12 protein-coding genes are annotated in these 15,720 nt (G+C 54.5%); 3 read left to right on the forward strand and 9 right to left on the reverse strand.

The window, feature by feature from the left end; genetic code table 11:
• The 3 genes from AC1DV6_RS18360 to AC1DV6_RS18370 all read left to right on the forward strand — a co-directional run.
• A partial coding sequence (locus AC1DV6_RS18360; protein ID WP_477980015.1) for an FG-GAP-like repeat-containing protein occupies window positions 1-1,889 on the forward strand: 1,889 nt, incomplete at its 5' end.
• A 16-nt stretch (window positions 1,890-1,905) separates the two neighbouring features.
• Window positions 1,906-5,529 (forward strand): RHS repeat-associated core domain-containing protein, encoded by a 3,624-nt coding sequence (locus AC1DV6_RS18365; RefSeq protein WP_477980017.1) that lies wholly within the window; start codon window positions 1,906-1,908, stop codon window positions 5,527-5,529.
• Window positions 5,530-5,540: 11 nt separating this feature from the next.
• On the forward strand, window positions 5,541-5,819 hold the full coding sequence (locus AC1DV6_RS18370; RefSeq protein WP_477980019.1) for a hypothetical protein: 279 nt from the start codon (window positions 5,541-5,543) through the stop codon (window positions 5,817-5,819).
• A 501-nt stretch (window positions 5,820-6,320) separates the two neighbouring features.
• Here the strand turns inward: AC1DV6_RS18370 and AC1DV6_RS18375 are convergent.
• The 9 genes from AC1DV6_RS18375 to AC1DV6_RS18415 all read right to left on the reverse strand — a co-directional run bounded on the left by AC1DV6_RS18375 (window position 6,321) and on the right by AC1DV6_RS18415 (window position 15,147).
• Window positions 6,321-6,854, reverse strand: a complete 534-nt coding sequence (locus AC1DV6_RS18375; protein WP_477980021.1) for a hypothetical protein — start codon at window positions 6,852-6,854, stop codon at window positions 6,321-6,323.
• A complete protein-coding gene (locus AC1DV6_RS18380) occupies window positions 6,851-7,456 on the reverse strand; it encodes a hypothetical protein (protein ID WP_477980023.1) in 606 nt (201 codons plus the stop codon). The genes AC1DV6_RS18375 and AC1DV6_RS18380 overlap by 4 nt, the downstream gene beginning before the upstream one ends.
• Before the next feature lie 85 nt (window positions 7,457-7,541).
• Window positions 7,542-9,143, reverse strand: coding sequence for a GspE/PulE family protein (locus tag AC1DV6_RS18385; protein WP_477980025.1), 1,602 nt, complete (start codon window positions 9,141-9,143; stop codon window positions 7,542-7,544).
• 17 nt (window positions 9,144-9,160) lie between these two features.
• A complete protein-coding gene (locus tag AC1DV6_RS18390; RefSeq protein WP_477980027.1) occupies window positions 9,161-10,354 on the reverse strand; it encodes a type II secretion system F family protein in 1,194 nt (397 codons plus the stop codon).
• Between the two features lies 1 nt (window position 10,355).
• The gene (locus tag AC1DV6_RS18395) at window positions 10,356-10,856 is read right to left on the reverse strand and encodes a type II secretion system protein (protein ID WP_477980029.1); all 501 of its coding nucleotides are present in this window, start codon (window positions 10,854-10,856) and stop codon (window positions 10,356-10,358) included.
• A gap of 21 nt (window positions 10,857-10,877) precedes the next feature.
• On the reverse strand, window positions 10,878-11,288 hold the full coding sequence (locus AC1DV6_RS18400; RefSeq protein ID WP_477980031.1) for a type II secretion system protein: 411 nt from the start codon (window positions 11,286-11,288) through the stop codon (window positions 10,878-10,880).
• Entirely contained in the window at window positions 11,282-11,791 is a 510-nt protein-coding gene (locus tag AC1DV6_RS18405; protein WP_477980033.1) for a type II secretion system protein, read from the reverse strand. The genes AC1DV6_RS18400 and AC1DV6_RS18405 overlap by 7 nt, the downstream gene beginning before the upstream one ends.
• The gene (locus AC1DV6_RS18410; protein WP_477980035.1) at window positions 11,788-14,091 is read right to left on the reverse strand and encodes a type IV pilus secretin PilQ; all 2,304 of its coding nucleotides are present in this window, start codon (window positions 14,089-14,091) and stop codon (window positions 11,788-11,790) included. The genes AC1DV6_RS18405 and AC1DV6_RS18410 overlap by 4 nt, the downstream gene beginning before the upstream one ends.
• A gap of 516 nt (window positions 14,092-14,607) precedes the next feature.
• Window positions 14,608-15,147: a GspMb/PilO family protein gene (locus AC1DV6_RS18415; protein WP_477980037.1), complete on the reverse strand. Its 540-nt coding sequence runs from the start codon at window positions 15,145-15,147 to the stop codon at window positions 14,608-14,610.
• Between the last annotated feature and the right edge of the window lie 573 nt (window positions 15,148-15,720).

Raw genomic sequence — 15,720 nt, forward strand, 5'->3', positions numbered from 1 at the left:
CCGCCATCACATGGGCACAAAACAAGACCAGTGACAAACTCGGCAACTACCTCACCCTGAGCTATAGCGAAGACAACGCCAACGGCGACTTCCGCATTGCCAGGATCGACTACACCGGCAATGCCAGCGCAACCCCGGTACTCTCACCTGGCGCATCCGTGCAGTTCACGTATGAAGACAGAACAGATATACCAACGAGGTACCAGTCGGGAAGCATTGCCAAGACCCTCAAGCGGGTCACCAACATCAAGACCTATGTGGGCGCAAGTGTCGTCAACGACTATCGGTTGACCTACGACCAGAGCAACCATACCAAGCGCACCCGGCTGAAGTCTGTGACCTTGTGTGATGGGGCTAGCACCTGCGTTCAGCCCACCACGATAGCTTGGCCTACAACGCCTACTGGAGTAGTCACGCCCACCGCAGCGGCGCTGCCTGCGAGTGCTTTACCGTTGTTTTATAAGGGCAAGCTCTACCAGTACCTTGCGGACTTCAACGGAGATGGCAAGACTGACTGCCTTTGGTACACCTACGGCAGCGGCTGGTTCATCGCCTATGCCACGGACACCGGATTCACGACGCCGGCGCAAGCCCTGCCAAGTACGTTGAGTAGTTCTATATATTCACCGCCGCTCTTGACGCTCGCTGATTGGGGCACGGGTTCGCCGGAGGCGCTGAATCCGGTGCAGATWGGYGACTTCAACGGCGACGGCAAGRYGGACATCATGTGGATGCCGCAGATTTCCGCTCCGGGCAATCCTGGCTGGTGGGTTGCGTATTCCACCGGGACCGGATTCACGGTGCCCACCGCAGCGGCGCTGCCTGCGAGTGCTTTACCGTTGTTTTATATGGGCAAGCTCTACCAGTACCTTGCGGACTTCAACGGAGATGGCAAGACTGACTGCCTTTGGTACACCTACGGCAGCGGCTGGTTCATCGCCTATGCCACGGACACCGGATTCACGACGCCGGCGCAAGCCCTGCCAAGTACGTTGAGTAGTTCTATATATTCACCGCCGCTCTTGACGCTCGCTGATTGGGGCACGGGTTCGCCGGAGGCGCTGAATCCGGTGCAGATTGGTGACTTCAACGGCGACGGCAAGATGGACATCATGTGGATGCCGCAGATTTCCGCTCCGGGCAATCCTGGCTGGTGGATTGGTTACGCCCCTACAGGCCACGACACACCGTCCAGTATTGCTGCAGGTGTTGGCAACCAGTTAGACATCAGCTACAAACCCATCACCGATAGCAGCGTCTACACCAAGGATGGTGGTGCTACTGCGGCGGTATACCCCGTACGTGATATCCAGGGCGCACAGCATGTTGTCAGCAGCATTTCCAGATCCAACGGCCTTGGAGGCGTCAACACCGCCACCTACACCTACGGTGGTCTGAAATTCGAAGTTGGAACCGGCCGCGGCATGCTGGGCTTTCGCTGGGTCAAGAGCAAGAATGTCAACACCAGCATAGAAAGCTACACCGAGTACCGCCAAGACTTCCCRTATGTAGGCATGGCYGCCAAGAGCGAAACSCGCCTGRCYGGYTCWGGCAATGCAGGCGTCTTAAAGCGCGTCACCCCCACAGTGGCATGCCACACCCCGCAAACAGGAGCTGCCTGCACCCCTCTGGCCACAGGCAAGATCTACTACCCCTTTGTCGCCAGCCAGTTCGAAGAGAGCTGGGACTTGAACGGAACAGTACTACCCAGCTACACCACCACCACACAGTACAGCAGCTTCCCGCACTACGGGGATCCTAGTCAGACCAAGGTTGAGAGCAACGACGGCATCAGCAAGACCACGGTCTACGAGTACTGGCCAGCCGACACCACCAACTGGATCGTGGGGCGTGTGAAGAGCGCCACAGTCACCAGTGTCAAACCATAAGAGCGGAGTCATCATCATGCAAATCCGTCAAAAAGCCCCTATCCAGCGCGCCCTGAAAATCAGCCTTCAAAGCCTCTTGGCTATTGGCCTTGGTGCAACCCCTTGGCTGGCCCAAGCTGAAACCCAAGTACGCACTACCAGCTTTGCGTACAACGCAAGTGGTTACATCAGCCAAGCCACCAGCGAACCCGCCACGCCCAACGACTGCGTGCAACTGAGCTACGGCTACGACCTCTTTGGCAATCGCACCAGCACCACCAAAGCCACCTGTGCTGGCGCCAGCGGCGATGCCATCGCCAGCGCTGCAGTACCGCGTACCGATAGCAGCAGTTATGGAACGGACGGACGGTTTGCCGTCAGCAGTACCAATGCGCTGAACCAAAGCGAATCCCACGTCTTCGACCCTAAAAGCGGCGCTCTACTGAGCCTCACTGGTCCCAACGGATTGACCACCAGCTGGACCTACGACAGCCGCAACCGCAAGACCCGAGAAACTCGCGCCAGCGGTGGCTACACCACCTGGACCTATCAACTCTGCACCGATGCTGGCACCAACTGCCCGGCACCCATTGGTGGTGCCACTGCCATCACAGTGGTCACCGAACAAAGCTATGGCGCCAACGCAGTTGCCAACGCCCCCCAAAGCCGCATCTACTACGACCCCCTTGGACGAGAAATCCGCAAGCAGATTCAAGGCTTTGATGGTGCAGGCGCTGCGCCCACGCTGGTACAGGACACTGAATACAACGCAATCGGACTGGTCTCGCGCCGCTCCAACAGCTATGTAGCGGGCGGCAGTGCCGTATGGACCAGCTACACCTATGACGCTCTGGGTCGCCAGACCCGGGAAGACCGGCCAGATCCTGACATCAGCGGTGGCATTGCCAGCACCACCACGGTTTACAACGGCCTGAGCTTCACTATCACCAACAGCAAAGGCCAGACCAAGACCACCACCAAAGACAGCCGCGGCCTGATCCTCTCGGTCGTCGATGCACAAGGTTCCAGCATCGTCTACACCTTCGATGTCCTGGGGCAACTCACCCAAACCAATGCCGCTGGCTCCATCACCACCCTGAGCTATAACAAACAGGGACAAAAGACCGCCATGCTGGATCCTGCCATGGGCGCATGGGACTACCGCTACAACGCCTTTGGTGAACTCGTCTCGCAAACTGACAGTGGCGGCCACACCGTCACCCTGAGCTACGACAAGCTTGGTCGCATGGTCAATCGCACGGAAGCCGACCTGGTCAGCAACTGGAGCTATGACACCAAGTTCGATGGCAACGCCTGCGGCAAAGGCGTAGGCAAACTCTGCGAAGCCAAAGCTGACAACGGCTACAACCGTAAACACGTCTACGACAACTACGGCCGTGCCAGTAGCACCGCCACAGTCCTGGACGATGCCCTCAATCCCGCCACCGTCACCGAGGCCTATGACGTCAACACAGGACGTGTCACCAGCAAAACCTGGCCTAGCGGCTACCAGGCCTTCTACCAGTACACCCCTGGTGGTTACCTCAAAACCGTCAGCGCCGGTGGCACCAATGGATTTAGCCAAACGGTGAGTTACGAGATCCTGGCCATGGATGCCCAAGGCCAGATCACCCAATACCGCCAAGGCAACCAGGTCACTACCGTCAGGGCCTTCAACGCCACCAGCGGACGCCTCTCCAGCCTGCTGGCCACGAAAGATGGTCAAGCCAGCGGCAACGTCCTCAACCAAAGCTTCGGCTACGACAGCCTCTCCAACCTGACCAGCCGTGCGGATGCCAACCTGGGCACCCAGGAGAGCTTTGCATATGACAGCCTGAACCGCCTTACCCTGAGCACTCTGCTGGGTGGCGCTGTCAGCCCGCCCAGCACCACTGAGGTGATGTACGACGCACGCGGCAACATCCTCTACAAGAGTGACGTAGGCCGCTACTGGTACGACGCGCAGCGCCCCAACCGCATGACCCAGGTCACGCTGGAAACCCTCTCGGGTGCCCAGATTGCCAACACCGGCACGCGCGCATTGAGCTACGCCTTTGATGACATGAAGCCTGGCGCCCGCTTGGTCAATGGTGTGACCGTGGGCAACGGCAACCTGGAATACACCGTCAGCCAGGACACCGTCAACAGTCTGCACACCGTACGTGGCGAGACTTACACCAGCTTCAACATGCCGGCGCAAATCCAGTACGGCAACTTCATCACCAGCACCACCAGCACGTCAGACCGCACGCTGTCCTTTGTCTACGGACCAGAGCACCAGCGCATCAAGCAACAAGTCACCCTCAGCGGCAACGGCACTAGCAGCTACTTTGCAGGCGCCACCTGGTACTTGAACGGTGAAGACAGCCTGGGCCTCTCCTATGAGAAAGAAGTCCGCGCCAATGGCACGGTCGAGCTAAAGCACTACGTCTCTGCGGGCGGGCAGGTGTTTGCGCTCTTTACGAGTCGCAGCGGCACCTTGAACGGACTGCCTGCCAGCAGCACCAGCTACATGCACCAGGACCACCTGGGCTCGGTCTCGGTGATTACTGATGAGACGGGTGCCGTGGTGGAGCGCCTGGCTTATGACCCGTGGGGCAAGCGACGCCAGATCAATGGCAACCCGGACAACCTGGATGCCTTGGTGGGTCAGAAGACTGACCGTGGCTACACGATGCACGAACACCTGGATGAGGTGGGCATCATCCACATGAACGGGCGTATCTATGACCCGTTGATTGGTCGCTTCATGAGTGCGGACCCGTATGTGCAGGCGCCTACCAATCTGAAGACGTTCAACCGTTACTCCTATGTCTGGAACAACCCGCTCAAGATGTATGACCCTGAGGGGTTTGTTGCGATGGCCGGTGGCGGTGGAGGATCGTTAATTTGCAACGAAGTGGGGGACTGTCATTACGATGGCGGTGGCGGTGGATATGGCGATAGCGATTCCGGTTATAGCCACGAAACGTATGAAGGGTCGGGTCAAGGCAGCGATAGCAGCGCAGGCGGAAGTCCTGAACCTAGTCCATCCAGCAGTCCGGATTCTGGTTCGAACAATGGTTCAAACACTCAAGGAGAACAGTACGCTCAACTGGGAGGATTGCGAGATAAAGCGTTGCAGGGATTATTAAATCCCGTCACCACATGTGATGTCGCCAATTGCGGCTCGACGAAGCCAAATCCCATAACGGATATGCCTACGACAACAACGCCTCCTTCATTAGCCCAACGCTTTGTGGATTGGATTGCTGATCAGGTAAGCGGGGCAGTTTCTGGTGCTGAAAACCTAGGTAAAAAAATAGGCAACATTTTTAATGTCAGTGAATCCAATAATACTGACCCAACAAAAGGGAATAATGGCAATGGGGATAAGGATCCGAGCACGCCAACTGGACAGAGGGGCAGTCCTATGGATGTCAAGCCAGGAACAAACGAGCCAGGCACAATAGGTGGTCGCGATTACACAGGACACTCATTAGACCAAATGCAGGGACGTGGCGTGCCTCCATCTGCTGTCGAAGACACGATTAAAAATGGGAGTTCGCGCCCCGACCAGAAATATCCAGACTCACGCACGGAGCATAGAAGTCCCGATGGTCGCGTTGTTGTGATAACTGACACTGAAAGCGGCCGTGTAATCACAGTTCAAACCAGATGAGTAGTAACACAATGGATGAATTTTTGATACGACAGCTCGCGCTTATTCAACGGTCAGTTACTGATTACCGCAGTGGGTTGCTTGGTTTGAATGGTTTAGTTCAAAGACTGGAAGCCATTGGAAACGTAATTGGAGGCAGGCTTTGGGAAGAGCAACTGTTTGAGATTGTTGTAGACATTGAGCGGATCAATAGCGAAATTATCGATAAGAATCGGCAGATGACTTCAGATGAGAAGACATGTGTTGAAAATATTTTGCAACAGGTTGAGTTGATTGTCACTGGCTTGTAGGGCTACGCATTCTGCGGAAGGATAGCTCATTGTGTAGATCAGCTTTAAATTGCGCCGCCGTTTCGGAGATCTTGTTGCCTTTGTTTAGAGCCACGAGACCAGCGCTTCCGCCTTAGATCGAGTTTGCTTGAGCCGAACCGTATTCGATAGCTTGGCTCACTTTCATCTGAGCCGAGGTGCTTCATTATTGTGTTGCGAGCCAAGCCGGTATTCCTGAAAATCTCTAAGATGGAGATATGTTCTCGCAGCGCGCAATGCTAGATGACATTCAATGTGGCCATGCCTATCACTCCTAAATCCCGTCTGCTTTAATAACTAGCACGGTAGGACCTGCGTGGATCAAATTTGGATGGAAATTACTGTTCTAAGTCGATCAGTTTTAGACGGAAATCAACGCGCCTGACTCTGAGGTCATCGCTTGAAGCCGGAAAAAATAAACCTTTCGCGGGCTATCTGCATTGAATCTGGCCCTGCCAAGGAAGTCGTCAGCCCTGTCCGAAGCTATATAGCCTCTAGTTTCGCCGTCCACACCGCGCGCACAGCGGAGCGTGCCAATGCGATGGAAGGCGCCGCGCCATTTGGCGTTCCACCTACACTCCTGAATTTCCACGGGCGTGATTCATAGCCAGAGTTCAGAGCTGCGGTTACTTCAACTGAGCGGGAAACAGAATCCATTCCATATTCCAATCGCACTTCTCCGGAGCTTGAATCCAGACTAATACTGATCAAGCGAATTCCTTCCAAACGAAGTCCTTCAATCGTAGCGAATGCGCCATTCAAGTCGGACGTTAATAGTTTGGATGCCTGCAGCTTGGCTGCAAGCATTGTGTCAGGCGGCAGTTTGGACTGTTGCTTTAACTGCAACAAGGCGAGTGAAGTCTGCGCAATCTTTACCGAGAACAAGGCATCCGTTTGTCTCCATTGCCATGCCAAGAAAGCAGTGGTAACTAAGATTGCGGTTGCTGCTAGTGCTCCCGCGACCCATACGGCGCGCCACCAATGGCTCGCGACGAAATCAACGTGGATTGACTTCATGAGGCATACCAATGTTCAGCCCACAATGCCGGACCATTGGGTAGGGTGACAGTTGTCTTCGCGGAAAATCCCAGCAAGGCAATCTCATTTTCTTGAGTTGGGAAGCGGTCTCTCATCCGAGCCAAGCCGTCAATAGCGCGCTGCTCATCGTGTCTACCTAGTACAGATTCGGCACTGAGTCCATGCTGTGGAGTGTCGACAAGAATAGTTGTACCGTCGGGCTCCTGAAGGATAAGAATCTTCGTTGACGATTTCTTGGCAATTTTCCAATGTGTTGCGGTTGCCCACAGGGGGCGGATGGACGCCAGCTTGCAATTCTGCTGGGTTGCCCACTGTTGTAGTTCCGAGCGTATTGAATGCGCCAGTGTGGCCGAGTAGCTGTTGGGCATTTGTCCAGTCGAGCAATCGAAATCTTCCACTTGTAGTCCCAAGCGTTGCGCAGACCAGCTCCTTGCCAATGCATCGCGTTCTACCCAACTCGATATTCCTGTGGGGAAAGTAATTGGATGTGCAGGACAAAGCGCGCCGCTGACGTGCACATGCAAATTGGAATGGCTTGGAGACAGACGCCCAATTTGGCTCAATAAGCGTGCCAGTGGCATGGTAGTAGGCTGCTCGAATACGACGCTGCCTTTGCCAGGCGCACGCACTATCGCCAAGCCCTGGCCTAGATATAGATGAATTGTTTTAGACCAAACCGACCACACGAACAATTTCCTCCAAGGTAGTGACGCCTTCTGCAACTTTTTCTATGGTTCGGCTTAAAAGGCGGTCAGATCCATTGCTATGTACAAGGCGCTTTAGTTCTGTCATTGATGGCCGTTTGACTATTAAATCGCGTAATTCGTCATCAAATTCGTGGACCTCTGCCACCACAAACCTTCCTTTGTAGCCTGTCTGCCTACAGTGCTTGCACCCGCAGGCCAAGGGAACCCTGGCAGGCAATGGAAGGTTCAGCGCCTTCAATTTGCGACTCTCCTCTTCGGAAAGATCACGCCAGTCACTGCACTGCGTGCAAATCTTGCGCAGAAGTCGCTGGACCACAATGCCGTTAATTGCCGAAGCAAGTCCAAACGGATCGATGTCAAAGTGCTGAAACCGCCCCAGCACATCAAAAAGGCTATTCGCATGTACGGTAGTCAAAACCAAGTGCCCTGTCAGAGCAGACTGCACAGCAATTTCTGCAGTCTCTGCATCGCGGATTTCGCCGACCAGAATTTTATCCGGATCGTGACGCAGAATAGATCGAAGACCGGTCGCAAACGTCAGCCCTTTTTGCTCATTCACCGGAATTTGCAAAACTCCAGGTAGTTCGTACTCGACGGGATCTTCAATGGTGATGATTTTTTCAAGACCATTGTTGATTTCACTCAACGAAGCGTAGACGGTAGTGGTTTTCCCACTTCCGGTCGGGCCAGTGATCAGCAGCATGCCATGAGGACGCGCTGCCAAATCACGCACGGTCTTTGCGATTGAGCTGTCAAAGCCAAGTGCATCGAGCGACATATGTGCATCGGCCTGCTTCAATTGAGACTTGTCCAATAATCGCAATACCGCATCTTCACCAAAAATGCTGGGCATGATGGATACGCGCAAGTCAATGGAAGTCTGTGAATCCAGGCTCCAGTGAATTCTCCCGTCTTGCGGGCGCCGACGCTCGGTGATATCCAGCTGCGCCATGACTTTGATGCGTGAAATGATTTCTTCAGAACGCCGACCATGAGGAAACTTTTCACCCAAAGCCATCACACCGTCTAACCGGTACTTGATGGCAATCCCACTACGATCGGTTTCAAAATGGATATCACTGGCTCCGTCTTCGTAGGCGCGAGCGATAGCTGCATCCACAAAATGCACCACATCTGAATCCTGCGCATTCGATGACGCAGGCGTTGGCGATGAGTCTAAGCCCTGACCCGCATTACCCATTGTGTGCAACCGCTGCAGTTGCCCGGGGCGGGACAAAGCGAGAAGAGCATGCGATCGCCGCGAGACAGTAGTAGTCGCCACTGTGTCCCAAGGATCAACGCACAGTAAAAGGGGCTTGCCCGCGGAAACTACCCATACCTGTCCTTGGGTACCAGCACTGCTTGCTTCTGGAATGACTGTGACTTCGGACAGGCGTTCATCAGGGATGACCTCGATGCCGTATTTTTGCTGCAACCAAGCGGCCAATTCTGCCTCCGAACTACCTGCGATCTGGAGCAACTCCACCCATAGTCCACCCGGGGCAAGCGGCTTTTCACGCAGCTTCTGCAGTTCGATTTCATCAGGGAATTTGGAGATCATGCTGAGATAGGGCGGTGTTAGCGAAGTCGGGTGGCCATCTCAAAGACGGGAAGATACATGCTGACAACGATGGCGCCGATAAGCAGCGCCACGGCCAACAATAGAACAGGTTCCACAATTCGGGTCACGCGTTCTATAAATAGCTCAAAGCGCTCGCCGTGCATGCGTGACACCACATCGGCAGCCAAATGGAAATCACCATTTCTTTCGGCGGCAGCCATCAGACGCCTACCGACTTCATCGCACAGACCATTGGTGGCCAAGGCAGCAGAGACAGAGCCGCCGCGTTCGACGCTGTGTTGGGTGTTGGCGAGGGCGGATGCCAGGCGCGGTGCTGCGGAAGACTTGCTGGCCACTGCCATCGCCTCAGTCATTGGAAACCCGCCCTTCAACATGAGGGAGAGGGCTTGGTACATCATGGCCAAATTGAAATCTTCCAAACGTACACGCAACCATTCGCTCGATTGGCCTAGGTTAATCAATGCGCGTTTGGCATGTCCATTGCGAATCCACATCACCAGAAAAATTCCAGCGAGAACGAGTGCGCCCATCAGCTCGGGGCGATGTTGCGCGACAAATTGACTGATTGAAATCATGAACGCAGCGCGTCCGCCTGGAGCGCCACGCAGATTGTCATACATACGCGCAAAATTAGGCATGACTACCAGCAAAAGGAAGATGGCAATCACCAAGCCGAGGCCCATGACCAGAGAGGGGTAGATGGCTGCACTGACCAGCTTACGGCGCAATTGTTCCACCAAAGAGTGATAGCGGAGGTAATCATCCAATGCCTCCGCCAAATTGCTGGTTCGCTCGCCAGCGCGAACGGCGGCAATCAATACGAGCGGTGTCTCAGGTAACTCTTCCAAGGCAATGGAAAGGGCTTGTCCGCGTTGCAGTCGTGCCAGTACTGCGCTCGCCAACTCTGAGCTGTTTCCCGCCAGTGTGGCCTGTATGGCCAAGGTGTCGACTGCTTCGACAATCGTCATGCCGGCGCGTATCAGTGTGCGCAGCTCACGGCAAAAGATGGGATATTGACCTTTGAGCGCACTTGCGGCTTTTGAATTGAGTGGCTTTGCGCGCTGAAGGCTGAGAACTGTTACGCCCTCAGATAGCAGTCGCTCCCGCAAAATGGATTCGCTTGGAGCATCCAGCACCCGATCTGCGATCACAGGATCGCCTTGACGTGCGCTTCGAACCTGAAATTGCATGTCAGCGAGCCTTGTTGCCAACGAATGGCTTCGGCTGATAAACAAATTGCCAGTCGGAATATCGGTTTGCGGCTACCAATTGAACCGACCCGTCATCCCACTGAAGGTCCAGAGCGGACTCGTGGATGGGTTTTGATTCATTGATGCTGTAAACCCCGGCAACGCCTCCATCCGGCGATTGAATGATTCCCCAACGCGTGCTTGGGCTCAGTGGGTCTAGGTAGACCTGCCGAAGATGCCGTTTCATTCCAACGAAGCGCCGGTCTTCTGTTAAGTCTTCGAGGGTGCGCGGCCACTGTTTGAGCTGGCCAGGTGAAAACTCGTAGTAGCTTCCAATGGCCTGAACGTACATTTGGCCGATGCGCAGCAATTGGGCTTCGCGGACTCGAGCCATCTCGTGCGAGACATAAGTTATGACTCCATTGGAAGCTAAAGCCAGTAGAAATATGGCGGCCAACAGCATTAGCAAAGTAAACCCTTGCTGTTTGGAGGAGGCTTGCATTCGGAGCGAAGTCATTTTTTCTCACCAACTTGCGTAGTCAGTGCCGTCGAGCGCGCGCCCTACGGCGCCACTCTTGACATCAAACACACTGGGGGTAACTGCATTTTTTGGGGGAATGACAATCCAGGTCGCACTACTGTTGGTTACGGGATCCAAGGGTATTGCGCGTATGTAGCGCTCGTTGACCAGTTCATCCAGCGTGTCTGGGTACCGGGCCTTATCGCGATAGAACTGGTCAACCGCTGTACGCAGACCAATGATGTTTTGACGAAGTACGGTATCGCGCGCAGCATCAACGCGCTCCAGATAAAGCGGAACAATCATTGCGGCCAGGATGGCGAGTACAGCGAGGACGACCAAGAGTTCAATCAAAGTGAACCCCCGGCGCCGCAAAGCTCTATTTGACGCACTGGTCATCGCGTCACTTACCATGTCGTATAGAGTGTGCCATCCAGGCCACGCTCGTTGGAAGAGGAATAGATGTCGTAGACGTCGACCCCAGGGATTGGTTTGTCTGCAGGCGAGTTGTAGCTGCGCAAACGCCAAGTGGCTTCTGGTGGGAGCTTGGGATCGGCAGTGGGGTCGCGCGGAATGCGCCGCAAGAAGTAAATCTTCTGCCCGTTAGTCACGGCATTGGTATCCTCCAGTCCGTCTACTAGGGATTGCAGCGTTGGTGGATATCCAGAAGTGTTCGCTGAGTGTGATGATACGCTGCGATTCGCGACGCGCTTGTATTCATCCAGAGCATCGCGGATTTCCCAGAGCGCTTTGCGAAGCTCTCGTTCTCGTTGTGCAATCACCATTGTCTCAGCGAGCGGCATGATCGCGGCGGCCAGAATACCCAGTATTGCCATCACCACCAGCAATTCAATCAGGGTGAATCCAGCCGTAACTTGGCGACGAGTCCGCTGAAAACACATGGCTTTGGTATTCACTTGATGGAAATACTGTAAGCAGGAGGCTCGCTTATCTCTGGTGTTCCCGAGGAGCTCAACGGTTTGAAGCCGTTGATCTTGAATGTCGCCGATCCAGCGGCTTTAGCGCGCACCGTCAATTTGATAAAAGGTGCACTGCCGGCAATGCCCGCATCTTCTTTGCGCAGTACAGCCACTCCGAGTCTGCCCGAGCTCTTGTCAAAGCTATGGGTGAAGCTAGTAACGCCACCATCCTGTTGGAAAAAGCTAGCTTCGTTAATGTTCACCAATTCGATCAAAGCAGGGTCAACTAATACTTCAATAGGTGCGCCGCGTAGCGGCAGCGCTGAATTCAGATCCAAAACGACATCAAAAGTTTCACCGGCCTTCGCACTCTGCGGTCCCTGCCATTGGACCGAGACGCGAGGCGATGCAGCCATTTGTGTGGATGCAGCAGATGTATTTCCAACATTGGATTGCGCTTGCGGAGGGGCGATCTTAGGCATTGAATCTGGATTGGAAGCAACTGACTTGGAAAGCTTGGCAGCAGGCAAATCGTGAGCAGGAGATGCACGCAAGCGGGTTGCCATTTCGGTTCCTACCCAGAGTTCCGCCTGCGATACGTCGGGCCTAGGTGCGGAGCGCAGGATGCGCGGAGTGATGGCAAGCACCAGCTCTGTTCGCTGCACATCGTCCAATTGACTTGAAAACAGACGGCCTGCAATGGGCAAATCACCCAAGCCAGGGACACGATTGGCACTGGAGCGGTCCTCGTTATTGATCAGGCCGCCGAGCAATTGCGTTTCACCATCTCGAAGTCGCAGTGTCGTGTTCGCATTGCGAGTTCCTATTTGATAGGCGAGGGTGCCGCTGGTGGTGTGAACTTCTTTGGAAAGAGAGCTGACTTCCAATGCCAGCTTGATGGTGACATCGTCATCGGGAGAGACCACAGGCTCAACTTCAAGCTTCAAACCGACATCCAGATAGTTCACGCTGTCGGCCACAAACCCAGTCTGGTTGGTTGTCGCAGTGATGACGGGGACCTTGTCTCCAATGAGTATTCGGGCCTTCTCACGGCTTTTGGCCCGGATACGCGGGTTGGCCAAAATATTGAAGTCACCCACTTCACGTCGCAATTTGATCAAAAGCCCAGCGACGCTGACGCCAATACGATCCGGATTCAAGTTGCTAATGCTGGACAATGTTTGGGTTGTTGTACCTGCTTCCGTCAACGGCGTCAGCCCAATGCTGCTTGGAAAGTTGATACCCAATTCGGTCAGGCGGCTGGTACGTATTTCCAGCACCTCAACTTCCAGCATAACCTCAGCATCGCTGACGTCGTGCAGTGCGACCAGGCGTTCTGCCAAGGCGATAATTTCCGGGGTTTCGCGGATTGCAATCAAATTGGCTCGCTCATCAATGAACGGCTCTTTAATGCGCAGCATGGAACGCAATAGACCGGCAGTGGACCGTGCTTCAGCACTTGCGAGATGAAAAACCCGGATCACTTGTTCCTGATGTTCTTTTTGCTTCTCCGGTGTGTTCGGATAGATAAGGACCGTTTGCGGATCCACAATGCGTTTACCCAATTGCTGGATTGCTGCGATGAGATCGATGGCATCTTCCACCTTGGCCGAGCGCAGGAAGACGGTGACGCGTGCATCTTGTTTTACATCGCGATCCAGAATGAAATTGATTCCGCTACTGCGCGCAATGGCATCCAGCACTGTCGACAAAGGTGCGCCGCGGAAGTCCAACGTGACCTGGCGCGTCTCGGCAAGCTCTCTGCGACCTGAAGATGGGTTGTCAAACCGTGTTTCGTTTTCGAGGCGTCGCTGCAGCGCCAGGAGTTCGCCATGGCGCGGGTTTTGACGCAGTGCGCCATCAATTAATTTCAGGGCATCTTCTTTCTTGTTTGCCTTGGCAAGTGCCAATGCCTCTATCAATCTTTGGCGCTGCATCCTCTCAATCGCTATGTCTGTCTGCAGGGCGGTAACGCGTTCATTTTTCGGGTCCAGTGCCAATGCCCGATTTACTACACTGTCAGCCTCATCAAACTGACCTCGGGCGCGCAACTGGGCGGCGTCTGTGACAAGGCGTGTGATGGACTCGGTCTTCGCTGCAAGGAGTCCAGAGCGCAATGCCACACTCTCGGGGTAGCGTTCTGTACCTTCTTGGTAGCTTTTGAGTGCGGCTTCAAACTTGCCTTCGCGCAGTTGGCTGGCAGCTTCGCTGCGAATCTGTTCTTGTGCGCAACCAACTAGGACCAGCAGCACGCAAAGTGATACGTGTCGGATGGAAAATTTATGCTTCGTATTCATCGGACTTCATACTGTGGCGCAATCGGAATATCCAGTTGCGCTGGGCTATTGAGGGGTGGGTAGGTCAACCGGATCATGGTTTCAGTTATCTGATCAATTCGGTAGCCATTTGGGAGGGCTAGGCCAGTCTTAGCCACCAGACTAGTGTCTCCCAAGGATATGAATATCTGTGGCACTCCATCAGTTCCAGTCATACGACCTACAAAGCGTAAGTTCAGCGGCGGAGCAACGGGCACAACAACCGGTGCCACTACCGCTGCAGTTTGCGGCGGGGGAGGAGGAGGAGGTGGTGGGGGCGGCGGAGGTTGCAAGCCCACGAATGGATCGAAGTAAGCGACTTCAAGAGGCGGGCGGATCAAACCTTTTGGCAGAGTAGGCGCCACCTCTGCGGAGCTGCGGGCGATTTGTGTTGTGATTGCTGGCAAAAGAGGCGATTGCACGGGTTGAGCTGCAGTTTGCGTCAATATATAAGCTATCAGTAAGACAGGAAGGGACCCTGCGGCGGCCCAGGTGGCTTTATTCATGGCGACTCTGCACATAGAGAACCAGCACAAAACTGGCATCCAGTTTTTCTGCGTTCAGGGTATTTGTTCGAATGGACAAATTGGCGACGCCCAGAGAGCGGTATCTGTCGAGCAGCTCAGAAAGGTAGGATTTCAGATCTGCATAGGCGCCGTTGGCGGCAAGACTGAATTGGATCTTAGGTAATTCATTCAATCCGGATGTCGGCTGCAACACGGACAGTGAATTGATCTGTACGCGATTGGACTGTGCAAAACGCGCGATGTCCCTGCTCACATCATCGGCGACGCTGGGCGCCGGTAGTGATGCGGAAAAATCTGGTTCCGCTGCGCTGGTGCTATCTGAGTTAAGAGCAGATAGTTGCTTTTGGAGCGACTCCAAGTTGGCGCGCTGTGTAGAGAGGTTGCGTTGCACGCGTGCCAATTCCCACCAACTGCATAGCCCCAAAATGACCACAGCAGCAATCGCCAATGCCAAATGTTGCCACGACTGCCAATGGCGAAGGGGAACTCTAAGCAACGGCATGGAGCTCATGCTGCGCGCCGAGGCGCAGAAAGCGATGAGCCGCCGAAATTGGCATCTATACAGGCTGCGCAGAATCGCATTCTTTTTTCCTCCCTCTTACTTTCCCGAATCTTAGCAGCGTGGGTTGGTCGGCTTCTCCCTCTAACTTGCGCATTCCGGACTGAGGAATTCCAAATCCCTTTTGCATTAGCAAAAAAAGTGGCCGTCGTAAATCGGCGCATTGGTGATGTTGTGTTTGCGCCGCATCGATCTCGTGATCCACGGCGATGTAAAGCAAGTGTGCTTAAATTTGTCGGTCAAAAAGTTTCTGCGGTGGTGTTCGAGACTCATTGAGTTCTAGTCCTGCACAGCAGATATTCGGGTTCTCAGGGAGTTTGAATGATCCAAAACATTGGACGCGGCGCTTCTGCGTCTTGTAAAAGCACGCATACAGCCAACGTAACTCGGCGCGCCAGCGCCCGAGCGGCCGGCCTCGTAGCAACCTTGGTCATGCTCTTCAGCGCAGCAGGTGCTGGCGCTCAGACCACGACACCAGGCACCTTGCCCGGACAGTCCAATGTCACCCCCGGTGGAACTGCTACT

The organism is Rhodoferax sp. P2_H8_2 (assembly GCF_056403235.1).